The 21,197-nt window shown below is 67.0% G+C and carries 20 protein-coding genes; 9 read left to right on the top strand and 11 right to left on the bottom strand.

From position 1 onward, the window contains the following. Positions 1-162: 162 nt before the first annotated feature. Positions 163-1,572 (bottom strand): DHA2 family efflux MFS transporter permease subunit, encoded by a 1,410-nt coding sequence (locus MUU56_RS14250; protein ID WP_244767942.1) that lies wholly within the window; start codon positions 1,570-1,572, stop codon positions 163-165. 305 nt (positions 1,573-1,877) lie between these two features. On the opposite strand from MUU56_RS14250, the gene MUU56_RS14245 reads away from it, so the two are divergent. The 5 genes from MUU56_RS14245 to MUU56_RS14225 all read left to right on the top strand — a co-directional run bounded on the left by MUU56_RS14245 (position 1,878) and on the right by MUU56_RS14225 (position 6,617). Further along, positions 1,878-2,873: an MBL fold metallo-hydrolase gene (locus MUU56_RS14245; RefSeq protein ID WP_244767941.1), complete on the top strand. Its 996-nt coding sequence runs from the start codon at positions 1,878-1,880 to the stop codon at positions 2,871-2,873. A gap of 264 nt (positions 2,874-3,137) precedes the next feature. Continuing rightward, the gene (gene guaB / locus MUU56_RS14240; RefSeq protein WP_244767940.1) at positions 3,138-4,634 is read left to right on the top strand and encodes an IMP dehydrogenase; all 1,497 of its coding nucleotides are present in this window, start codon (positions 3,138-3,140) and stop codon (positions 4,632-4,634) included. A gap of 147 nt (positions 4,635-4,781) precedes the next feature. Further along, positions 4,782-5,141 carry a hypothetical protein gene (locus MUU56_RS14235; RefSeq protein WP_244767939.1) on the top strand — a complete coding sequence of 120 codons (360 nt, stop codon included), beginning with the start codon at positions 4,782-4,784 and terminating at the stop codon, positions 5,139-5,141. Between the two features lie 97 nt (positions 5,142-5,238). Further along, positions 5,239-5,658 carry an MAPEG family protein gene (locus MUU56_RS14230; protein ID WP_244767938.1) on the top strand — a complete coding sequence of 140 codons (420 nt, stop codon included), beginning with the start codon at positions 5,239-5,241 and terminating at the stop codon, positions 5,656-5,658. Positions 5,659-5,741: 83 nt separating this feature from the next. After that, a complete protein-coding gene (locus MUU56_RS14225; RefSeq protein WP_244767937.1) occupies positions 5,742-6,617 on the top strand; it encodes a dienelactone hydrolase family protein in 876 nt (291 codons plus the stop codon). 21 nt (positions 6,618-6,638) lie between these two features. Here MUU56_RS14225 and MUU56_RS14220 read toward each other — a convergent pair whose 3' ends face one another. Together MUU56_RS14220 and MUU56_RS14215 are read right to left on the bottom strand one after the other, a co-directional pair. Further along, positions 6,639-7,211 (bottom strand): GNAT family N-acetyltransferase, encoded by a 573-nt coding sequence (locus MUU56_RS14220; protein ID WP_244767936.1) that lies wholly within the window; start codon positions 7,209-7,211, stop codon positions 6,639-6,641. Next, on the bottom strand, positions 7,208-8,161 hold the full coding sequence (locus MUU56_RS14215) for a LysR substrate-binding domain-containing protein (RefSeq protein ID WP_244767935.1): 954 nt from the start codon (positions 8,159-8,161) through the stop codon (positions 7,208-7,210). Before MUU56_RS14215 ends, MUU56_RS14220 begins: the two co-directional genes overlap by 4 nt. A 274-nt stretch (positions 8,162-8,435) precedes the next feature. Between MUU56_RS14215 and MUU56_RS14210 the strand changes: the two genes are divergently transcribed. Next, positions 8,436-8,732, top strand: a complete 297-nt coding sequence (locus MUU56_RS14210; protein ID WP_244767934.1) for a DUF1127 domain-containing protein — start codon at positions 8,436-8,438, stop codon at positions 8,730-8,732. A gap of 153 nt (positions 8,733-8,885) precedes the next feature. Here MUU56_RS14210 and MUU56_RS14205 read toward each other — a convergent pair whose 3' ends face one another. From MUU56_RS14205 to MUU56_RS14180, 6 genes are all read right to left on the bottom strand, one after another. After that, positions 8,886-9,731 carry a DUF937 domain-containing protein gene (locus tag MUU56_RS14205; protein WP_244767933.1) on the bottom strand — a complete coding sequence of 282 codons (846 nt, stop codon included), beginning with the start codon at positions 9,729-9,731 and terminating at the stop codon, positions 8,886-8,888. Positions 9,732-9,814: 83 nt separating this feature from the next. Further along, positions 9,815-11,188 carry a glutamate--cysteine ligase gene (locus tag MUU56_RS14200; protein ID WP_244767932.1) on the bottom strand — a complete coding sequence of 458 codons (1,374 nt, stop codon included), beginning with the start codon at positions 11,186-11,188 and terminating at the stop codon, positions 9,815-9,817. A 164-nt stretch (positions 11,189-11,352) separates the two neighbouring features. Continuing rightward, complete coding sequence (locus MUU56_RS14195; RefSeq protein ID WP_244767931.1) at positions 11,353-12,090, bottom strand: 16S rRNA (uracil(1498)-N(3))-methyltransferase; 738 nt, start codon at positions 12,088-12,090, stop codon at positions 11,353-11,355. A gap of 10 nt (positions 12,091-12,100) precedes the next feature. After that, positions 12,101-13,597, bottom strand: a complete 1,497-nt coding sequence (locus MUU56_RS14190) for an inorganic phosphate transporter (protein WP_244767930.1) — start codon at positions 13,595-13,597, stop codon at positions 12,101-12,103. Between the two features lie 244 nt (positions 13,598-13,841). After that, positions 13,842-14,345: an NUDIX hydrolase gene (locus MUU56_RS14185; RefSeq protein ID WP_244767929.1), complete on the bottom strand. Its 504-nt coding sequence runs from the start codon at positions 14,343-14,345 to the stop codon at positions 13,842-13,844. Positions 14,346-14,425: 80 nt separating this feature from the next. Beyond that, complete coding sequence (locus MUU56_RS14180) at positions 14,426-15,220, bottom strand: FadR/GntR family transcriptional regulator (RefSeq protein WP_244767928.1); 795 nt, start codon at positions 15,218-15,220, stop codon at positions 14,426-14,428. Positions 15,221-15,362: 142 nt separating this feature from the next. Here MUU56_RS14180 and MUU56_RS14175 point away from each other — a divergent pair, with 142 nt between their 5' ends. Next, complete coding sequence (locus tag MUU56_RS14175) at positions 15,363-16,640, top strand: DUF3422 family protein (protein ID WP_244767927.1); 1,278 nt, start codon at positions 15,363-15,365, stop codon at positions 16,638-16,640. 92 nt (positions 16,641-16,732) lie between these two features. Here MUU56_RS14175 and MUU56_RS14170 read toward each other — a convergent pair whose 3' ends face one another. Next, positions 16,733-17,224, bottom strand: coding sequence for a hypothetical protein (locus tag MUU56_RS14170; RefSeq protein ID WP_244767926.1), 492 nt, complete (start codon positions 17,222-17,224; stop codon positions 16,733-16,735). Positions 17,225-17,388: 164 nt separating this feature from the next. Further along, on the bottom strand, positions 17,389-18,285 hold the full coding sequence (locus tag MUU56_RS14165; RefSeq protein ID WP_244767925.1) for a LysR family transcriptional regulator: 897 nt from the start codon (positions 18,283-18,285) through the stop codon (positions 17,389-17,391). A 104-nt stretch (positions 18,286-18,389) separates the two neighbouring features. Between MUU56_RS14165 and MUU56_RS14160 the strand changes: the two genes are divergently transcribed. Together MUU56_RS14160 and MUU56_RS14155 are read left to right on the top strand one after the other, a co-directional pair. Continuing rightward, the gene (locus MUU56_RS14160; RefSeq protein ID WP_244767924.1) at positions 18,390-19,826 is read left to right on the top strand and encodes an FAD-linked oxidase C-terminal domain-containing protein; all 1,437 of its coding nucleotides are present in this window, start codon (positions 18,390-18,392) and stop codon (positions 19,824-19,826) included. Further along, positions 19,823-21,022 carry an FAD-binding protein gene (locus MUU56_RS14155; protein ID WP_244767923.1) on the top strand — a complete coding sequence of 400 codons (1,200 nt, stop codon included), beginning with the start codon at positions 19,823-19,825 and terminating at the stop codon, positions 21,020-21,022. Before MUU56_RS14160 ends, MUU56_RS14155 begins: the two co-directional genes overlap by 4 nt. The last annotated feature ends 175 nt before the right edge of the window (positions 21,023-21,197 follow it).

Genomic DNA, 21,197 nt, shown 5'->3' with positions numbered 1-21,197 from the left:
TGGGAGCCGGTGCGGGTCGGCGGGTAGGGTGCGCGCCTGGGAGGGCGTCGTGGTTTCCCGGAAAGGGGAGGTGAGGAATTTCAAGGGGATGCGGTGGGTGCGAACCGGCCGGGGATTTGCGGCACGCTTGGGGTTCGCGCCGATTCGCGGGACGGGGCGAGGTTATTTTACCGCCGCCGTTTCTTCCTCCCGCGCCGGCAGGCGGTGGCCGGAGACGGTGGCGCCGGCATTCCTCGCCATGGTGATGAACGGCAGGACAGCGGCGAGCGTCAGGGCGGAAATGATCATGAAGGCGATCTGGAAATCCCTGAGCTCGAGCGGCGAGCCGGTGAGCAGGGTTTCGATCTCCAGGATGGAGCCGGCGACGGCGACGCCCAAGGCCAGGCTGATCTGCTGAAGCACGGCGCTCATCGCGGTCGCCTTGCTGGCGTCGGCGTCGGGGATATCGGCAAAGGAGAGCGCGTTGACGCTGGTGAAGAAGAAGGAACGGGCGAAACCCGCGATCAAGAGCACGCCGGCCATGAACCAGAAGGGCGTCGCGGGCGTGAAGAGGCCGTTTACGAAGGTCAGGATCGCCCCGCAGATGCTGGCGACGATCAGTGTGGTGCGGAAGCCGGCGAAGGTCAGCACGCGCTTGGCGAGGAATTTCGTGGTGATGGCTCCTATGGCGCCCGTGAAGGTGACGAGGCCGGACTGGAAGGGCGAGAGGCCGAAGCCGACCTGCAGCATCAGCGGCATCAGGAAGGGCACCGCGCCGACCGAGATGCGGAACAGCGTGCCGCCGATGGCCGCGGCGCGGAAGGCATTGTCGCGGAACAGCGCGAGGTCGAGCAGGGGCGTCGGATGGCGGCGGGCATGGCGCACATAGAGCACGCCGCAAAGCAGGCCGATGGCGGTGGCGACGACGCCGATGACCGGCGGCAGGGCGGGCAGGCTGACGACCGACAGGCCGAACATCGTGCCGGAAGCGGCGACGGCGCTCAGGAAGAAGCCGAGCCAGTCGAGCGGCGGCGGGGCGGCGGCGCGGATGTCCGGCAGGTAGACGCCGGACAGGATGTAGCCGGCGATGCCGACCGGCACGTTGATCAGGAAGATCCAGTGCCAGGAGAAGTAGGTGGTGATGAAGCCGCCGAGCGGCGGGCCCGCGAGCGGGCCGACGAGCGCGGGGATCGTCAGCAGCGCCATGGCCGAGACGAGCTCGGAGCGCGAGGTGCTGCGCACCAGGACGAGGCGCGCGACCGGCGTCATCATCGCTCCGCCCATGCCCTGCAGGAAGCGGGAGACGACGAAGGCGACGAGGCTGTCGGCGATGGCGCAGAGGATGGAGCCGGCGACGAAGACGAGGATGGCGAGGCGGAAGACGCGTTTTGCGCCGAACCGGTCGGCCATCCAGCCGCTGAGCGGAATGAAGGTCGCGAGCGACACCATGTAGGAGGTGAGCGCCAGCTTGAGCGTGATCGGTCCCACGCCGAGATCGGCCGCGATGGCCGGCAGCGAGGTGGAGATGACGGTGGAATCCATCTGCTCCATGAAGAGCGCGACGGCAAGGATGAGCGGGACGATACGGTTCATCGGCAAATCGGGGTACGAGGCCCTTGCGCAGGCCCGCCTGTCTTCTGCGCTCCTTGCTGCGATCTGTCAAATCGCGAGGAAATCGCCTGCGACGCACGGGGCGCGAAAGTGTGCCGCGGCCGGCGTGCAGAAAGCGCGGGACCGGAGCGCGGGGCATGCCGAAGGTCGGCCGGCGCTTCGGCATCACAAGCCCGTGATGGCATGTGCCCGGATTGTGACAGCGCCCTAGATGGACGCGTGTCATCTTCATGCGGGCGCCGGCCGTCGTGCCGGCGCGGCAGCTTTTCACCAGAGAGGATAGAGCCATGGGCGACCCTTCGACAATCTCGCGCAGATCCCTGTTTCTCGCCGCCGGCATCGGCACGCTGGCCGCGCCCCTGGTGCTGAACCGCGCCGCCGCTCTTGCCCAGTCCGCAAGCGATGCCACCGATATGCGCGTGAGCCCGCTGGAGGCCCGCAGCTTCAAGCTCGGCAGCTTCCGCGTGCTGACGGTGCGCGACGGCATGCGCCCCTCCGGCGCGCCGAACGAGACCTTCGGCACCGACCAGTCTGCCGAGGCGGTCGGCGCGCTGCTGACGGAAAATTTCCTTCCGGCCGACAGCTTCGTCAACAGCTTCACGCCGACGCTCGTCGATACCGGCGCGGAGGTCGTGCTCTTCGATACCGGCATGGGGGAGGGTGGCCGCGAGGCGGGCATGGGGCGCCTTCTCGAAGGGCTGGACTACGCCGGCTACACGCCGGATCAGGTCTCCGTCGTCGTCATCACCCATATGCACGGCGATCATATCGGCGGTTTGATGGAGGGCGGCAAGCCGGCCTTCCCCAATGCGCGCTACGTCACCGGCCGCACGGAATATGATTTCTGGGTCAATCCCGAGCGCATGGGCACGCCCGCCGAACAGGGCCACCAGGGCGTGCTCGCCAAGGTGCAGCCGCTCGCCGAAAAGCTCACCTTCATCGAGGACGAGGGCGAGGTCGTGCCCGGCATCCGCGGGCTCAACGCCTTCGGCCATTCGCCGGGGCACATGATCTTCCGTGTCGAATCGGAGGGCAAGGCGCTGCTGCTGACGGCCGATACCGCGAACCACTACGTGCTCTCGCTGCAGCGGCCCGACTGGGAGGTGCGCTTCGACATGGACAAGGCGGCGGCCGCCGCGACGCGCAAGAAGGTCTTCGACATGATCGCCACCGACAGGCTCGCCTTCATCGGCTACCACATGCCGTTCCCGGCGGCGGGCTTCGTTGAAAAGGCCGGCGAGGGCTATCGGTTCGTGCCTATGAGCTATCAGTTCGATCTTTGAGGCCGGCGTTTCGACGACGGTCCCTCAAGCCCTTGACGCGACCTCCTGCCGCCTGCCGGAAGAAAGCGCCGGCAGGGGCGGGTCGCGCCGGCCTGCCGGCAAGCCGGGTGCCGACGCGATTGCGGGCTTTTTGCTATTCCCAATCCGTCATGAACGTGTTACCAGCCCTCGCCAACTTCCAAGAATTTCTTGCAAGCGACCGAGGCGGACAACTCCCAATGTTCCCCTTGGTGCGCAAGCTTTACCCTCAAAGGAACTTGGCCCATGGCGCGCATCATTGAAACGGCAACCGGTCTCGAAGCCCTGACCTTCGACGACGTTCTCCTGCAACCCGGCCACTCCGAGGTCATGCCGGGCCAGACGAACATCGCCACCCGCATCGCGCACGATTTCGACCTCAACCTGCCGATCCTCTCCTCCGCCATGGACACGGTGACGGAAAGCCGCCTTGCCATCGCCATGGCCCAGGCCGGCGGCCTCGGCGTCATCCACCGCAACCTGACGCCCGCCGAACAGGCCGAGGAAGTCCGCCAGGTGAAGAAGTTCGAGAGCGGCATGGTCGTCAACCCGGTGACGATCGGCCCGGATGCGACGCTCGCCGAGGCGCTCTCGCTGATGAAGGCGCACGGCATTTCCGGCATCCCGGTCGTCGAGAACGGCGGCAGCGGCAAGGCCGGCCGCCTCGTCGGCATCCTGACGAACCGCGATGTGCGCTTCGCCTCCGACCCGACCCAGAAGATCTACGAGCTGATGACCCGTGAGAACCTCATCACGGTGAAGGAAACCGTCGACCAGCAGGAAGCCAAGCGCCTCCTGCACCGCCACCGCATCGAGAAGCTGCTGGTGGTCGACGGCGACGGCCGCTGCGTCGGCCTCATCACGGTGAAGGATATCGAGAAGTCGCAGCTCAACCCGAATGCCTCGAAGGATGCGCAGGGCCGGCTCCGCGCCGCTGCCGCCATCTCCGTCGGCGATGACGGCTTCGAGCGCGCCGAACGCCTCATCGAGGCCGGCGTCGACCTCATCGTTGTCGACACGGCGCATGGCCATTCGCAGCGCGTCCTCGACGCCGTCGCCCGCGTGAAGAAACTGTCGAACTCCGTGCGCATCATGGCCGGCAACGTCGCAACGTCGGACGGCACCAAGGCGCTGATCGACGCCGGCGCGGACGCCGTCAAGGTCGGCATCGGCCCGGGCTCGATCTGCACCACGCGCATCGTCGCCGGCGTCGGCGTGCCGCAGCTTGCAGCGATCATGGCCTCGGTCGAGGCGGCGCAGGCTGCCGACATCCCGGTCATCGCCGATGGCGGCATCAAGTTCTCCGGCGACCTTGCCAAGGCGATCGCCGCCGGCGCCTCGGCCGTCATGGTCGGCTCGCTGCTCGCCGGCACGGATGAAAGCCCGGGCGAGGTCTTCCTCTACCAGGGCCGCTCCTTCAAGGCCTATCGCGGCATGGGCTCCGTCGGTGCCATGGCGCGCGGCTCGGCCGACCGCTACTTCCAGGCGGAAGTGCGCGACACGCTGAAGCTGGTGCCGGAAGGCATCGAGGGCCAGGTGCCCTACAAGGGCCCGGTCTCGGGCGTGCTGCACCAACTCGCCGGTGGCCTCAAGGCCTCCATGGGCTATGTCGGCGGCAAGGACCTCAAGGACTACCAGGAGAAGGCGACCTTCGTGCGCATCTCCGGCGCGGGCCTGCGCGAAAGCCATGCCCATGACGTGACGATCACCCGCGAAAGCCCGAACTATCCGGGCGCCGTCTGATTGTTCGCCGATTGCTGATATGCCTTTGAATGCCCAGCTTTGCCGGGCATTCCCGTCTTCCGGACCCGCGCGAATCCTGTTTTGTTTTTCCACGTATGCGCTAGGATTGGCGACCGGCAATCTCGCCGGTTTTCGCTGGGGGACAACATGAAGACGATACTGGCTGGCGCCCTTCTGGGCCTGGGGCTGGTCGTGCCTGCGCATGCGCAGACGGTCAATGCCGGCACCTACACTGTCGAAGGCACGAACCTCGACGGTTCGCCCTACAATGGCACCGCGACGATCGCGCTGACGAGCGAGACGACCTGCTCGATCGAATGGAACACCGGCGGGACCACCTCGAACGGCATCTGCATGCTTTATGACAACGCTTTCGCCGCCGGCTACGTGCTGGGCGATGCGGTCGGCCTCATCGTCTACCAGGTGAAGGACGACGGTTCGCTGGAAGGCGCCTGGACGATCAGCGGCAAGGACGGTTCGGGCACCGAAACCCTGACGCCGCAATAACACGCATCCTCCTTCGGCTTGTCGTGATGTCCTTTGCGGTTGAGGCTTCCGCCGGAAACCCCTAAACCGGTTCGAAACGACAAGTCGAAGGACGATCATGTCTCCCACGGAAGCCACGCTCTGGCCGATGATCGCGCATGTCGCGCTCGTCTTCTGCCTCTACCTGCTGCTCTCCACGCGCCGCATGCGCGCGGTCAAGGAGGGCAGGGCACGCCCGGAACAATTCCGCGAGAACCGCGAGGAGCCGGCCGAAAGCCTCCTCGTCAGGAACGCCATCGCCAACCAGTTCGAGCTGCCGGTGCTGTTCTATGCGGTGAGCATCCTTCTCTACCTCGTCGATGCCGACAATCCCGTGACCGTCGCCGGCGGCTGGTTGTTCGTGGCGCTGCGTTATGTCCATGCCTATGTGCATGTCACCAGCAACCGCCTGCGGTATCGCCGGCCGCTCTTCATTGCGGGGCTGGCGGTACTCGGCCTTCTGTGGATATGGCTGGGCGTCTGGCTCGCGCTCACCTGACGGGCCGGTAACGCAGTTGTGTTCGGCAGGTTTCGGTGCGGGGCCTATCTTATCCGGCGGAGAACACAGCCGGAGGATCCGCCATGGACAAGCCGCAGATCACGCAGGCGATGATCAACGCCTATGACGAATACACCCACCTGACGCTCGACCGCCGCCGCTTCATGGAGCGCCTGACCGCGCTTGCCGGCTCCGGTGCGGCCGCCGCCGCCATCGTTCCGCTGCTCGCGGCCAATTCGGCGAGTGCCGAGATCATCGCCTCGGACGACGAGCGCCTGGCCGCCAAGGATGTCGTCTATGGCGGCAGCTCCGGCGAGATGAAGGGCTATCTGGTGCGCCCGAAGGAGGCGACGGCTCCGCTCGGCAGCGTCATCGTCATCCACGAGAACCGCGGCCTCAATCCGCACACCCGTGACGTCGCCCGCCGCATGGCGCTCGAAGGCTTCATCGCCCTCGCCCCCGATTTCCTCTCGCCCGCGGGTGGCACGCCGGACAACGAGGACCAGGCGCGCGAGATGATCGGCAAGCTCGATCCGGCGCAGACGGTGGCCAATGCCGAGGCGAGCCTGCAGTTCCTCGCAAAGCTCGACGGCGCGAACGGCAAGGTCGGGGCCGTCGGCTTCTGCTGGGGCGGCGGCCTCGTCAACCGCTTCGCCGCCAGGTCGCCGGAGCTGAAGGCGGGTGTCGCCTATTACGGCGCGCAGGCCGCCGCGGAGGACGTGCCCGGCATCAAGGCGGCGCTGATGCTGCATTATGCCGGCCTCGACGAGCGCATCAATGCCGGCATCGAGGCCTATCGCAAGGCGCTGGAGGAGAGCGGCAAGACCTTCGAGATCCACATCTACGACGGCGTCAACCACGCCTTCAACAACGACACCTCCGCCGCGCGCTACGACAAGGCCGCGGCCGATCTCGCCTGGCAGCGCACGGTGGATTTCCTGAAGGCGAACCTCGCCTGAGCGTCCGAGGGCCTGCCGGGTTCATGCCTCCGGCAGGTCGAGGCGCATGGCGCAGCGCGTGTCGCGCTGGAGCCCGTGTTCGGCCTCCAGGTCAAGCACGTCCCTGAGGCGCGGCGAAAGCGTGGCCTCGTCCAGCGTGCTGAAGCCGAGCCGCTCATAATAAGGGCAGTTCCAGGGAATGGTGCGAAAGGTCGTCAGCGTCACCGCGGCAAGGCCGCGCGCCGCTGCCGCGTCGATCGCGTGCCGGATCAGCTTGCGGCCGATGCCGAAGCCCTGGTGCAGGTGATCGACCGAGATCTCCCAGATATGCAGGTCCTGCCCGGCGATCTCCGCGCTGAGGAAGCCGACCGGACGGTCGCCTCCGGCCGCCGCCACCCAGTTGGTCCCCGCCCCGATCAGCTCGCGGTGCCGCTCGGCGCTCTGCACGTCGCCGACGGCGAGCCAAGAGAAGGCCTCGATCAGGCGGAAGGCCTGCGCGGCCGAGCGCTCGATCTGGCACAGCGTCTCGACTTCGTCCTCTCGGGCCGGCCGGATCGTCACCGTCGACGGCCCGGCCTTGCCAGCGGGAATGCCGTCGAGGGGAAGCTGCGTCACCATCCGGGCAGGATATTGCCGGGCCGGAGCCGCGACAGGCGCGGGAAGACCTTGACCTCGGCTTCCGGCAGGTCGTCGACGGCCGTCAGCGGCGTGATGTTGTCGAGGCAGGCGCTGATATGGCTGGTGATGGCGTTGGAGAGCGAGGGCGAAAGGCCCGGGCGCCGCATGATGCCGATCTGTACCGGGGCGAGCGGCGGAAAACCGTCCGCCTGCGTCAGCACCTTCATGCCGGGACGCAGCGCCGATTCCGGCAGCACCGAAACCGCCATGCCCGCCATGACGGCCGCGGCGACGACGGTGGACGACCAGCTGGTGAACAGCACCTGGTAGTCCCGCCCGACGGAATCAAGCGCCGCGCAGGCGATCTGCCGCCACTGACAGTCGCGCCGGCCGACGGCGAGCGGCACCGGTGCGTTTTCCGGCAGCGGATGGTTGGCCGACATGACCCAGCAGAGCGGCTCCGTCCGCACGACGTCGGACTGGCGCTGGCGTGGATTGTGGGTGACGAGCGCGATGTCGAGCTCGCCCTTGGCCATCTTCTCCGCAAGGTCCACCGAGGGCTCGCAGACGATGAAAAGCTCGACATTCGGGTGGGTCTTGGCGAACCGCATGATGATTTCGGGCATGTAGCGGTCGGCATAGTCGTCCGGCGTACCGATGCGCAGCAGGCCCTCGAGGCGGTTGTCGTCGAAGGCGGCGATGGCCTCGTTGTTGAGGCGCAGCATCCGGCGGGCATAGTTGAGCAGGCGTTCGCCCTCGGCGGTCAGCCGGTTGCCCCGGCCGTCCTTCATGAAGAGCTGCTTGCCGATGCGCTCCTCGAGGCGCCGCATCTGCATGGAAACGGCCGACTGGGTCTTGAAGACCCGCTCTGCGGCGCGGGTGAAGCTGCCCGTATCGGCAATGGCGACGAAGGTCTGGAGCTGGTCTATGTCTAGCGGAGCGGACATAACGATATCCATAAGATTGTTTGATTGATACTATTAGAAACATTCGTTGGACTGATCAATGGCTTTCTGCGAAAAAGCAAGTGTCGAACGATTGCCCCTGCCGGCAGTCATCGTTCGGCGGGATCCGTTGCCTTCCCTCGACCTCCCGGCGATGGCTCTGCCTGAAACATGACCTTCGAACCGCCGCCCTGTCCCTGGGCGACGAACGATCACGGGTGCCGTGCGAAACCCCATCGAAGGACGATGGATCGCCGGGCCGGAAAGGAGAAATGCCATGCGCATGATCGACCGCAGACTGGAAATCGACAGCCTCGCAACGCGCCGTCCGGCTCCGAGCCTCTTCGCCCGCGTCCGCAACGCCGCCTACAGGTTCGTCCGCGCCTGGCAGAATCGCCGTGTGGTCAACCGGCTGAACGAGCTCGACGATCATCAGCTTCTCGACATGGGGCTGTGCCGGAGCGACGTGCAGGATGTCCGGACCGCGTCCTTCTTCGCCGATGCGGGCCTGCATCTGACGATCGCGGCGCGTGAACGCGCCCGCCGTCACCTGCGCAGCGGCCGTCTGGATTGATTTCTCACGGTGCCGACCTATCTCCCGGGTCGGCACCTGACTTCCCCGCAGGGTGAGAGCCAATAGCCCTGCTGCTTGCCCGGCGTGCGACTCCCAAAGTCCGCGCCGGGCTTTTTCGTGTGTCGATGGATGCGGCCGCGCTACGCCCCGTTCTCAGGCCTTCTTGCCGCCATCCGGCTCCATGCGGCTGCGGATGGTCTCGAAGATCGATTCCACGTTGCGCTGGTAATCCTTCTGCATTTCCAGCCCGGTATCGAACATCGTGTTGACGAAGGACTTGAGCGAATCGGCCGGGGAATCGGCCTGTTCGGCGGTCTTGCCGCTGCCCGCGGGCTGGCCGGCCATGCCCGCCACCATGTCCTGGAAGGCCTTGGCGAAGGGGTTGTCGGTGAACGGATTGGCCGGCGCCTCCTTCTTCGTACCGAAGAACTCCTGGGCGGCCTGCATGAAGGGGTTGTCGGTGAAGGGGTTTGCCGGCTCCCGTTTCCTGGCCATGCCCGTCGCTTCGGCCCATTGCTGCATCATGTCGGCAAAGGGGTTGGCGGGTGTCTTTCCGGCTTCCGCGCCGGGGAAGAAGGGAGCGAAGGATTGCTTGAAGAGGCCGCCCATCAGCGTGCTCGCCATGACGGGCAGCATCTGCTTGTAGATGTCCTGGCCGATGCCGGTCATCTGCGCCGCCTGTGCGGCGATGGCGCGGGAAACGTCCTTGTTGCCGAAGAGGTGGCCGAGAATGCCGTTGCCCTCGGCAAGGCCCTGCGGCGTGAAGGCCTTGCTGATGTCCTCGAAATACTTGACGTGGTCGCCGGATGTCAGCGCGGTCATGAAGGCGGCAAGATCATAGGGATTGGCGGCGTTGCGCTTGAAGCCCTCGGAAAAGGCCGGCATCAGCGCGGCGATGGCCTTGGCCGCCTGTTCCTGCGCCAGCCCGAATTGCCGCGCCATGGTCTCGACGGCATTGCCGTTCTGCGCCTGCATCATCATGTCGTAGAGCGAAAGCATAACGGACCCTTTCCCGTTGGCAGGCATGTGCCTGCACTATAACGGGAATCTTGGCCGCGCAAACCGCTTTTTGGTGCGGTGCCTCAGTACTGGTAGTCGGTGAAGACCGGCTCGACGGAGCCGTTCCAGCGGCCGTTGTAGAGCGCCAGCATGTCTTCGGCGAGCGTCGCCTTCTTCGCCAGGACCTCGTCGAGCGGGGCAAGGAAGATTGTCTCGTCGACGCCCTCGCCATTGATCCTGGCGCGGGCGGCAAGGCCCTGGCGGGAGATCGAGACCACTTCGCGGGCGATGTCGAGCAGCGGCTTGCCGCGGAAATCGGCCTTGAGGCCTTCCGCGGGCACGGCGTTGCGCAGCGCCGTCACCTCCTCGACCGTCCAGTCGCGCACAAGCCGCTCGGCGGCATCCAGCGCGCCGTCGTCATAGAGCAGGCCCACCCAGAAGGCGGGCAATGCACAGATGCGCCGCCACGGGCCGCCATCGGCACCGCGCATTTCGAGGAAGCGCTTCAGCCGCACGTCGGGAAACAGCGTGGAAAGGTGGTTCGTCCAGTCGCCGAGGTTCGGCTCCCAGTCGGCGAGCTCGCCCTTCAGCGCGCCGGCCATGAACTGGCGGAAGGTGATGTGCGTGCAGTCGTGGTACTTGCCGTCGCGCACGACGAAATACATCGGCACGTCGAGCGCCCATTCGACATAGTCGACGAAGCCGAAATCCGGCTTGAAGGCGAAGGGGATGAGCCCGGAGCGGTTGTTGTCCGTGTCGCGCCAGATGTCGCCGCGCCAGGAGAGCAGGCCGTTCGGCTTGCCCTCGGTGAAGGGCGAGGAGGCGAAGAGGGCGGTCGCCATGGATTGCAGCTTCAGCGAGACCTGCATCTTGCGGCGCATGTCGGTTTCGGAGGAGAAGTCGAGGTTCACTTGGATCGTGCAGGTGCGGTACATCATGTCGAGACCCTTGGTGCCGACCTTCGGCATGTAACGGGTCATGATCTCGTAGCGGCTTTTCGGCATGCGCGGCGTTTCGGCAAAGGTCCATTTCGGGCTGCCGCCCATGCCGAGGAAGCGGATGCCGAGCGGCTCGGCGATCTCGCGCAGCGTGGCGAGGTGCTGGTTGGATTCCTTGCAGGTCTGGTGCAGGTTTTCCAGCGGCGCGCCGGAAAGCTCGAACTGGCCGCCGGGCTCCAGCGAGATGGCGCCCATGCCGGAGGGTTCGGCAAGGCCGATGATGTTGCCGGCATCCATGATCGGGTCCCAGCCGGTCTTGGCCTGCATGCCGTTCAGCAGCGCCGAGATGCTCGCCTCGCCGAAATAGGGCACGGGGCTGTTGTCGGCCGTAAAGAAGACGAATTTCTCGTGCTCGGTGCCGATACGGAACTTCTCCTTCGGCTTGTTGCCGGCGGCGAGGTAATCCGCCATGTCCGCGACGGTGCGGATCGGCGTCTGGTCGGTGGTGTCACGGGCCATGGGCGTCTTCTTCTGAACGGATGGCGCCCTGCGGAACGCCGGGCCTTGGGAGGGTGCTTGGACCGGAATTAGATGCGGTGCAAGCAAATTCCTTTCAAGGCAGATTCAAAAAAACCCATTCGACATTTTTATCAAAGCGCTTTCTTGCTTTCGCGCAAATCCGCTCAGCGCCAGTCGCCGATCGCCGCCTGGATGACGGCCATCGCCGCCACCGCCGCGGTGTCCGCGCGCAGGATGCGCGGGCCGAGCGGGATCGGCGTCACGAAGGCGAGATTGCGCAGCAGCGTGCGTTCCTCGTCGGAAAAGCCGCCTTCCGGGCCGACGAGCAGGGCGAGCTTGCGCTCTTCGATCGCCTTGAGCGCCGGCAGCGGGTTCTGGCTGCCATGGCCTTCGTCGCAGAAGATGATGCGCCGCTCGCGTGGCCACTCGGCCAGCAGGTCCTCAAGCTTCCTCGGCGCCGTGACCTGCGGGATCGCCAGGATGCCGCACTGCTCCGCCGCCTCCACGGCGTTCGCCTGCAGCCGCTCGAGGCTGGTGATCTTGCCCTGCACATGCTGGGTGAGGACCGGCTGCAGCATGCCGGCGCCCATTTCCACGGCCTTCTGCACGATATAGTCGAGCCGGCCGACCTTCAGCGGCGCGAAGAGGTAGTGCAGGTCGGACGGCGCCGGCTGCGGCCGGGTCTGCTCGACCGGGGTCAGGACGAGGCGCTTGCGGGTCGGGAAGGAAAGGGTCGCATGCCACTCGCCGTCGCGGCCGTTGAAGAGCAGAACGGCATCGCCCTCCGCCATGCGCAGCACGTTGGCGAGGTAGTGGAAGTGGTCCTTCGACGCCTCGAAGGCCACGCCCGCGGCAAGGGCATCGCCGACGAAGAGGCGCTGCATCCGGTAATTGGCACGCATGGTCGGTCTCTCAGGTGAAAAGCGCGTTGAGGGCGAGGAAGACGATGGCCGAGAGGACCGCCGAGATGGGCAGCGTCACAATCCAGGCCGAAACGATCGTCATGAAGTGGGAGCGCCGCACGAGGTAGCGACGGCGCGTCTCGTCGAGGTTTACGGGCTCCTCCTCCGGGGCGATGCGGCTGCCGCGGCTGCGGATATAGTCGATGCGGCGCCGGGAGTTGCGCGTGTACCATTCGCGGAACAGGCCGACGCCGAAGACCGCGCCGACGGCGATATGGGTCGAGGAGACGGGAATGGCGAAGGCCGAGGCCGTCAGCACGGCGACGGCGGAGGACAGCGCCACGCAGAAGGCGCGCATCGGGTTGAGCTTGGTGATCTCGCTGCCGACGATGCGGATGAGGCGCGGGCCGAACAGCAGGAGGCCGAGCGAGATGCCGAAGGCGCCGATGACCATGACCCAGAGCGGAATTGCCGCCCCGCTTCCCGCGTCGGCATGCAGGGCCGAGACCACGCCATAGAGCGGGCCGACGGCGTTCGACACGTCATTGGCGCCGTGGGCGAAGGACAGCAGCGCCGCCGAACAGATCAGCGGGATGCGGAACAGCGTGCGCAGCGACTGGTTGCGGTTGTCGAGCCCTTCCGCATGGCGGCGGACGATCGGCCGGGTGGCGACATAGGTGGCGAGGCCGACGCCAAGGCCGATGAGGAGCGCCGCGCGGAGGGAGAGATCGAAGGCGCCGTTGGTGCCGCCATTGGCGATGAAGGCCGCGAAGGCGCCGGCCATGACCGCGACCAGCACCGGCACCCAGGTCTTCGCCGCGCCGATCTTGTCCTCGCGGTAGATGATGAATTCCTTGATGAAGAAGAGGAACGCCGCGGCGATCACGCCGCCGAGGATCGGCGAGACGGTCCAGCTCACGACGATGACGGCGATCGCGTCCCATTGCACGCTGTGGAAGCCGCTCGCCGCCGCGCCCGCGCCGATCACCCCGCCGACGATGGCGTGGGTGGTGGAGATCGGCGCATTGGCGAGCGTGGCGATGTTGATCCAGAGCGCGGCGGAGACGAGGGCCGCCATCATCGCCCAGGCATAGGTCTCGGGGCTGGGGAAGATCGACCGGTCGACGATGCCCGAGGCGACCGTCGCCGCCACGCCCTGGCCGGCCAGCAGCGCCCCGGCGATCTCGAAGACCGCGGCGATGACGAGGGCGACGCCAAGGCTCATGGCGCGCGCGCCGACGGCCGCGCCGACATTGTTCGTCACGTCGTTGGCGCCGATGTTCATGGCCATGTAGGCGGCGAGCGCCGCGGTGATGGCGACCAGCACGCCCGGCGTGCCGGTGGCGAAGCTGTTGGCGACGGCCATGGCGATCAGGAGGAAGACGAGGGCGATGCCGACGCCCGTCCACGAGCGCAGCACGAAATGCGTCGCCTGTTCGGTGAAGGTGAGTTTTTCCAGGTCCTTGTCCAGCGTCGGCTTGCGTAGCTGAACCTGTGAATTGGCCATTCCTGCTGCTCCGTTTTGGAGCCCCTGGCACGACCGCCGGGGTCTGTCTGCCGGTGCTTTCCGCCGTCCCTTTGTCACCGGACATCGCCGATGCCTGGGCATCGGCCGGGGCCGGTTTCTCGCGAGCGGACGAAATTCCCGCGGCAGCCTTCCGTCCGGAGGTCGCATCAGGGGCTCTCAGCCGACAGGCACTATCGTCTCAGGGCACCGGCGGCAATATGACAAGGGCCGATCGGGGGCGTTATCAGGCGTCGGGGGTGCCGTTCGGGCCGATTTCGGCGAGCATCGTGCGCTCGAAGGCGAGGATGAGGTCCTTGAGGCCGGGCTCCTGCACGCGGCGGGCGGCCTCCTGGCAGGTCACCCATTCGGCGCGCCGCTCGTCCTTCTCCGGAAAATTCTCGCTGAGGTCGTCGACGGAGAGCGGGAAGACGCGCACCCGGCAATCGACCTTCAGCCCGTGCGGCAGGCCTTTCAGGTAGTTGTAGCTGCCGATCGGTGCCGCGCGGATGCTTCCCCTGACGCCGGCCTCTTCCCAGGCCTCGCGCGCGGCCGCCGCCGCGGCGCTCTTGCCGTCCATCGGCCAGCCCTTGGGGATGACCCAGCGGCCGGTGTCGCGGCTGGTGATGAGGAGGATTTCGATCGCCGGCTTTTTCTTCCTCACCCGGTAGCACAGCGCGCCGTATTGTTCGCGCGCGGGCCGGCGGAACATGAGATGGACGTCGCTGACGATGCGGTTGAGAATGTTCAAGGTCTTTTTCGTTCCTCTTGTCGGACGGGCCGGTTGAGTCTGTATAGCCCATCTTGCTTGCGCGAGATTTGCGGCGCAAGTCAGGCTTGCGGGGGAAGCCCGCGCTTTTGCATGCGCAATTGCGAAATCCGCTGCCATTCGCCGCTGCGCTCGGCCTCGCGGATGGCGGTGGCGATGTAATCCATGTGCGCCTGGGCGGCCTTTCGCGCCGCAAGCCCGTCGCCGGCCATGATCGCCGCATAGATCGCCTCGTGCTGGGCGAGCAGGTGGCCGCGCGCGTCCTCGGAGGAGAAAACGAGGTGGCGGTGGAAAAAGATCCCTTGGGCCAGCAGCCGGTAACAGGCGCGCAGCGTGTGCAGCAGCACGATGTTGTGCGCGGCCTCGCCGATCGCGTTGTGCAGCTCCACGTCGGCCTCCAGCTCCGCATCGAAGGAGCCGCCCGCATGGGCCTCCCGCATCGCCTCCATGATGCGGGTCAGCATCTGCCGGTCGTATTCGGTGGCGCGGCGGGCGGCGAGATCGGCGGTGATGCCCTCCAACTCGCGGCGGTACTCGACATAGTCCTCCGTCGCGCGCTGGTGGCGGGCGATGAGGTCGACGACGGGGCGGGAGAACACCTGGCCGATGATGTCGGCGACATAGGTGCCGCCGCCGTGCTGGCTGATCAGCAGGCCGCGGGTCTCCAGCTCCTTCAGCGCCTCGCGCAGGATGGGGCGGGAGACGTCGAGCCGCCTGGAAAGCTCGCGTTCGCCCGGCAGCCGGTCGCCGTCGCGCAGCACCCCTTCGAGCAGCAGCAGTTCGATCTGCCGCACGACCTCGTCGGCAGTGCGGCTGTGGCTGATGCGGGCGAAAAGGTCGAAGGCGGTGTCGGTCACCGGTGAACACTAGCAATGTGGGTCGAAACTGGTCAACAATCTTGTCCAGTGGGGAGGAGCGGGCCTGCGTCAATGCGCCCTATCTCCAGGGGCCTGACATTTGTTAAGACTATGCTGTTGCACATGAGGGGACAGTGCAGACATGGCAAAAGGCAGCTTCGCCTTTCCGCAGGCGACCGCGCGTGCGCAGGCGCTGGGGGAAATTCACGCAAGACCATACGCGCTGGTGCCGTCGCCGCGCGTCATCTTCCAGCTCGCCTTCCTGACCGAAGGCGGCTCGGCGGTCGATCACGCCGTGATGGGGGAACTGTCGCGCTCGCGCGGCATCTCTCCGCCGGGGCGCGATTCCAGCCACCACGCGCTGAGCTGGGGGCAGGGCACGTTGCGCTGGGAGCGGCATACCGAGTTCTCCACCTATTTCTGGGATGCGCCGGCACCGGAAAAGTTCGGCGGCGAGGTTCCGGTCCATCCGTTCGGCGACAGCTTTTCGCCGCCCGGCACGCTGATCTCGGGCGTGCGGCTGGAAATCCGGCCGGACACGCCGGAAACCCGCGCGGCGATCTCCACCTTCGACCCGACGAGCCTCTGTTACAGCGAGATCAAGAACGGCCAGGGCGCGATCCTCACCGACTTCCGCCAGAACGGCGACGGGCTGACGCAGATCCTCGTCATCGACCGCGGCATGACCGAGGCCGGGCGCGGCGCGCTCGTCCAGCGCCTGCTCGATATCGAGACCTACCGCACGCTCGCCATGATGGGCCTGCCGCTCGCCCAGTCGCTCTCGCCGGACATCCGCCGCATCGAGGACGGGCTGACCGGCATCACCAATGCCATGAAGCAGCATGCCCGCGAGAAGGCCGATACGCTGCTGACGGAGATCACCCGGCTCGCCGCCGAGCTGGAGGCCAATGCGGCGCTCAGCCTCTACCGCTTCGGCGCCAGCCGCGCCTATTACGGCATCGTGCAGGAGCGCATCCGCACGCTCGCCGAGACGGCGGTGTCCGGCTACGAGACCCTCGGCTTCTTCCTGGAACGGCGCCTGGCGCCCGCCATGCGCACGTGTCAGTCGGTGGAGGAGCGGCAGGCGAACCTGTCGCGAAAGCTTGCCCGCGCCACGGCGCTTTTGAGAAGCTGGATCGACGTGGAGCTGGAGCAGCTCAACACGAGCCTGCTCAACTCCATGGACCGCCGCGCCAAGCTGCAACTGCGCCTGCAGCAGACCGTCGAAGGCCTGTCTGTCGCCGCGATCTCCTATTACGTGGTCGGTCTCTTCGGCTATGTCGCCAAGGCGGCGCACGGGCTCGGCCTGCCGGTCAAGCCGGAAACGCTGACCGGCATCGCCGTGCCCTTCGTCATCGCCGGCATGTGGCTGCTCGTGCGCGCCATCCGCCAGCGCCATGCAGAAGAGGACAAGCATTAGAGCAATGCCAGCAAAAGTGTGCAGCGGTTTTGCGTCCGGAATTGCGTAAAAGCAAAGAGACCGGGCCGTAAAGCGCAGCGGCCTGCCGCCGCTCAGGTCGACAGGTCGCACTGGTAGCGCGGCACGCCGTCGGTGACGGCAAAGCCGGTGTCCCAGCCGAAGCCGGTTTCGTCCTGTTTCGCGAGCTTTTCCTGTGCGGCAAGGCCTCGTTCCCTGAACGCTGCCTCGGCGGCCTCCAGCGCGTTGGGCGGAAAGATGATCGCCTGGTAGCTGAAGCCGCTGGCAAGCGCCGTGATGTAGACCTCGATCTCCTTGACCGGCACGCCGCGCCAGGTACCGCCCGTCACGGGCAGGACGATGTGCAGATACTCGTCCTGCGGCCGGACGGAGGGTGGACCGAAGACGGCCTCGTAGCCGGCCGGAATGGCGATCGCGCCTTCCTTGCGGGCGAAGGCGTAGCTCGATTGCAGGAGGCCGGCCAGCGCGTCGCTGTAGTCGCAAGCATCGTCGAAACCCTGGAGCAGGTTGTCGAGCGGCCTTGCGCCGGCCGCTGCCGGAAGCGCCAGACCGACCAGTGCCGCCATCATTGTCATCCTGCCGATCATCGCCGTCCTCTCCGCCATGGGCCTGCAGCTTAGAGCATTTCCAGCCGAAGCGAAGTCGCTTCGGCGTTGGATAACGCGGTAAAAGCAAGAATCCAGCGCAAGGGTCCGCCCGCGCCAATCGGCGCATGTGCGGTCGACGGTGCTCAGCGCTCCCAATAGGGCAGGGGGCCGTAGAGGTCGGCGAGATAGTCGATGAACAGCCGCACCTTGACGGGCAGGAACTGCCGGCTCGGATAGACCGCCGAGAGCACCACGTTGCGCGAGCCCTCGTATTGCGGCAGCACCTGCACGAGCGCGCCGCTCTTCAGCGCCGGCCCGACATCCCAGGTCGAGCGCAGCGCGATGCCCATGCCGGAGAACACCGCCTCCCGCACCACTTCGCTGGAATTGGTGTAGAGTTGTCCCTGCGGGCGATAGGTGACATTGCCCTCCGGCCCTTCCAGCCGCCAGACGTCCTGGGTGTGCGGCGGCAGGCAGACATGGGCGGGCAGCGCGTCGAGCGAGGCCGGCATGCCGTGGCGGGCGATATAGTCCGGCGAGGCGCACAGCACGCGCCGCACCGAGGCGAGCCTTCGGGCGACCAGCGAGGAATCGGAAAGTTCGCCGATGCGGATCGCAAGGTCGAACCCGCCGCCGACGATGTCGGAGAAGTCGTCGGTCAGCATCAGGTTGACGACGAGCTCGGGATAGGTGTCCATGAAGCCCTTGAGATTGGGGGCGATATGCATGCGGCCGAAGGAGGTGGGCGCGGAGATCCGCAGCGTGCCGCGCACGGCGCCGGAGCGCCCCGAGACGAAGGCTTCCGCCTCCTCGATGCCGGAAAGGATGCCGACGATGCGGTCATAGAAGCCCTGGCCGGCCTCGGTCAGCGAGATCTGCCGCGTCGTGCGCTGGAAGAGGCGGGTGCCGAGGCGTTCCTCCAGCCGCTTCACCCGCTTGGAGACGACCGCGGGCGACAGGCCGAGCGCCCGGCCGGCCGCCGACATGCTGCCCATGGCGATGACGCGGGAAAAGATTTCGAGGTCGCCGAGATTTGTCATTCCATCGCGTCCATTCTTGCCGAAACGGACAAAATGCTTAGCATTTGCACCCTGCAATAGGAAGTGGTAAAGAAAACAGACCACTTAGGGCGGGAGGCCAAGACATGGATCAGATCGGGTTCCTGGAGCCGCGGCCGGCGGTGCTTGCCCGCCGGCGGGAAATCGTCGCCGACCTCCTCGATCTGCTGCCGGAGGGCTGTCTGGTGCACGAGCCGCGCGAACTCGTGCCCTTCGAGACGGATGCCTTCGTGTCCTATCGCCGCGTGCCGCTCGCCGTCGCCCTGCCGGAGACGACCGCGCAGGTCGCCGCCGTCTTGAAATACTGCCATCGCTATGGCGTGCCCGTCGTGCCGCGCGGCGCCGGCACCTCGCTTTCGGGCGGCGCGATCCCGCAGGAGGATGCCGTCGTCGTCGGCCTCTCCAAGATGGCGCGCATCCTGGAGGTGGATTTCGCCAACCGCACTGCGACGGTGCAGGCCGGCGTCACCAACCTCGCCATTTCCGATGCCGTCACGGCCGACGGTTATTTCTACGCGCCCGATCCGAGCTCGCAGCTCGCCTGCACCATCGGCGGCAATATCGGCATGAATTCCGGCGGCGCGCACTGCCTGAAATACGGCGTGACGACGAACAACCTGCTCGGCGTCAAGCTCGTGCTCATCGACGGCACGATCGTCGAGCTCGGCGGCAAGGCGCTCGATGCCGGCGGGCTCGATCTCCTCGGCGTCGTCTGCGGCGGCGAGGGCCAGCTCGGCATCGTCACCGAGGCGACGGTGCGGCTCATCGCCAGGCCCGAGGGCGCGCGCCCGGTGCTCTTCGGCTTCGACAGCTCGGAGGAAGCGGGCGCCTGCGTCGCCGACGTCATCGGCTCGGGCATCATCCCCGTCGCCATCGAGTTCATGGACAAGCCGGCGATCGAGATCTGCGAGGCCTTTGCCGGCGCCGGCTATCCGATGGATGTCGAGGCGCTGCTGATCGTCGAGGTCGAGGGTTCCGAGGCCGAGATGGACGCGATGCTCGCCAGCATCATCGAGATCGCCCGGCGCCACGGCGTCAAGGTCGTCAAGGAAAGCCAGTCGGCGACGGAGGCGGCGCTGATCTGGAAGGGCCGCAAGTCCGCCTTCGGCGCGACCGGCCGCATCGCCGACTATATCTGCATGGACGGCACGGTGCCGCTCGGCCAGCTTCCGCACGTCCTGCGCGGCACGGCGGAGATCGTCGAGAAATACGGCCTGCGCGTCGCCAACGTCTTCCATGCCGGCGACGGCAACATGCATCCGCTGATCCTCTTCAACGCCAACGACCCGGAGGATGCCGCGCGCGCGGAAGCGGCGGGCAACGACATTCTGAAGCTCTGCGTCGATGCCGGCGGGTGCCTCACCGGCGAGCACGGCGTCGGCATCGAGAAGCGCGACCTGATGCGCCACCAATATGCCGATGTCGACCTTGCCCAGCAGATGGCCGTGCGCGCGGCGTTCGATCCGCAATGGCTGCTCAACCCGTCCAAGGTCTTCCCGCTCGAAGGGCGTCCCGCCGCATGACCCCCATCCACGAACCGCTTTCCGAAGAGGCCGCTGCGCGCCTCGTCCAGGTCGCCGCGCTGTCGCGCACGCCGCTTGCCATCCGCGGCGGCGGCACGCGCGGCCTTGCCGCCGCGCCGGACGGGGCCGAGACGCTCTCGACGCGCGGCCTTGCCGGCATCGTCGCCTATAATCCGGCCGAGATGACCATGACCGCCCGCGCCGGCACGCCGCTGGAGGTCGTGGAGGCGGCGCTTGCCGAAAAGCGCCAGATGCTCGCCTTCGAGCCCTGCGACCTGCGCGGCGCGCTCGGCTCTTCCGGCATTCCCACCATCGGCGGCGTCTTCGCCACCAATGCCTCCGGCCCGCGCCGCTTCGTCGCCGGTGCCGCGCGCGACAGCCTGCTCGGCGTGCGCTTCGTCAACGGCAGGGGCGAGGTGGTGAAGGCTGGCGGCCGGGTGATGAAGAATGTCACCGGCCTTGACCTCGTCAAGCTGCTCGCCGGCTCGCACGGTGCTCTGGCGCTCATGACGGAGGTCACCTTCCGCCTGCTGCCGGTGCCGGAAACGGCGACCACCATCGTCGTCTCCGGTCTCAACGACGCGGAGGCTGCCGCTGCCATGGCGACGGCTATGGCGATGTCCGTCGAGGTCTCCGGTGCTGCTCACCTGCCGGAAAGCGTGCGTGGCCGGTTCGCCGGCGGCGCACTGCCGGACGGGACGGCCACCGTGCTGCGCCTCGAGGGCCTCGCCGCCTCCGTCGCCGTGCGCAGTCAGAAGCTCGCCGCCAGCATGGCCCGCTTCGGCGCCGTGACGCATCTCGATGCGGAGACGACGGCGCGCCTCTGGCGCGAGATCCGCGACGTCGCGCCCTATGCCGATGGCACGCCCCGTCCGCTCTGGCGCGTCTCCATCGCGCCCACCGCCGGCCACCAGCTCGTCGCCGCGCTCCGCCTCGAAGCCGGCGTCGATGCCTTCTACGACTGGCAGGGCGGCCTCGTCTGGCTGCGCATGGAGGCCGATCCCGAGGCCGCGCTCTTGCGCCGCTACGTCAAGGCCGTCGGCGGCGGGCATGCGACGCTGCTGCGGGCGCGGCCGGAGGTGCTGGCGGCGACCGCCGTCTTCGAGCCGCAGGCCGAGGCGGTGGCGGCGCTTTCCGCAAGGGTGAAGGCGAGCTTCGATCCGGCGGGGTTGTTCGTGTCGCGAATGGTGGGGTGATCGGGAAATGATCGATGTTGTCACTGCCCCTCATCCCCCTGCCGGGACCTTCTCCCCGCAAGCGGGGAGAAGGAGGAAAACGGTGAGCCCATCCCTCCTCGCCCCGTTTACGGGGAGAGGATGCCGGCAGGCAGGTGAGGGGCTGCGCCACACAGGCCGGCATGAGAAGGACGCC

Source organism: Shinella yambaruensis (assembly GCF_022899355.1).
GTDB classification, from domain to species: domain Bacteria; phylum Pseudomonadota; class Alphaproteobacteria; order Rhizobiales; family Rhizobiaceae; genus Shinella; species Shinella yambaruensis.
Note: the sequence above shows the minus strand (reverse complement) of the source record. Positions and strands in the feature narration are given on the sequence as shown.

Bases quoted from the DNA above. Each gene is read 5' to 3' on its own strand.
- MUU56_RS14250 (WP_244767942.1), bottom strand. From the start codon at position 1,572: ATGAACCGTATCGTCCCGCTCATCCTTGCCGTCGCGCTCTTCATGGAG.
- MUU56_RS14245 (WP_244767941.1), top strand. From the start codon at position 1,878: ATGGGCGACCCTTCGACAATCTCGCGCAGATCCCTGTTTCTCGCCGCC.
- guaB (WP_244767940.1), top strand. From the start codon at position 3,138: ATGGCGCGCATCATTGAAACGGCAACCGGTCTCGAAGCCCTGACCTTC.
- MUU56_RS14235 (WP_244767939.1), top strand. From the start codon at position 4,782: ATGAAGACGATACTGGCTGGCGCCCTTCTGGGCCTGGGGCTGGTCGTG.
- MUU56_RS14230 (WP_244767938.1), top strand. From the start codon at position 5,239: ATGTCTCCCACGGAAGCCACGCTCTGGCCGATGATCGCGCATGTCGCG.
- MUU56_RS14225 (WP_244767937.1), top strand. From the start codon at position 5,742: ATGGACAAGCCGCAGATCACGCAGGCGATGATCAACGCCTATGACGAA.
- MUU56_RS14215 (WP_244767935.1), bottom strand. From the start codon at position 8,161: ATGTCCGCTCCGCTAGACATAGACCAGCTCCAGACCTTCGTCGCCATT.
- MUU56_RS14210 (WP_244767934.1), top strand. From the start codon at position 8,436: ATGCGCATGATCGACCGCAGACTGGAAATCGACAGCCTCGCAACGCGC.
- MUU56_RS14205 (WP_244767933.1), bottom strand. From the start codon at position 9,731: ATGCTTTCGCTCTACGACATGATGATGCAGGCGCAGAACGGCAATGCC.
- MUU56_RS14200 (WP_244767932.1), bottom strand. From the start codon at position 11,188: ATGGCCCGTGACACCACCGACCAGACGCCGATCCGCACCGTCGCGGAC.
- MUU56_RS14195 (WP_244767931.1), bottom strand. From the start codon at position 12,090: ATGCGTGCCAATTACCGGATGCAGCGCCTCTTCGTCGGCGATGCCCTT.
- MUU56_RS14190 (WP_244767930.1), bottom strand. From the start codon at position 13,597: ATGGCCAATTCACAGGTTCAGCTACGCAAGCCGACGCTGGACAAGGAC.
- MUU56_RS14175 (WP_244767927.1), top strand. From the start codon at position 15,363: ATGGCAAAAGGCAGCTTCGCCTTTCCGCAGGCGACCGCGCGTGCGCAG.
- MUU56_RS14170 (WP_244767926.1), bottom strand. From the start codon at position 17,224: ATGGCGGCACTGGTCGGTCTGGCGCTTCCGGCAGCGGCCGGCGCAAGG.
- MUU56_RS14165 (WP_244767925.1), bottom strand. From the start codon at position 18,285: ATGACAAATCTCGGCGACCTCGAAATCTTTTCCCGCGTCATCGCCATG.
- MUU56_RS14160 (WP_244767924.1), top strand. From the start codon at position 18,390: ATGGATCAGATCGGGTTCCTGGAGCCGCGGCCGGCGGTGCTTGCCCGC.
- MUU56_RS14155 (WP_244767923.1), top strand. From the start codon at position 19,823: ATGACCCCCATCCACGAACCGCTTTCCGAAGAGGCCGCTGCGCGCCTC.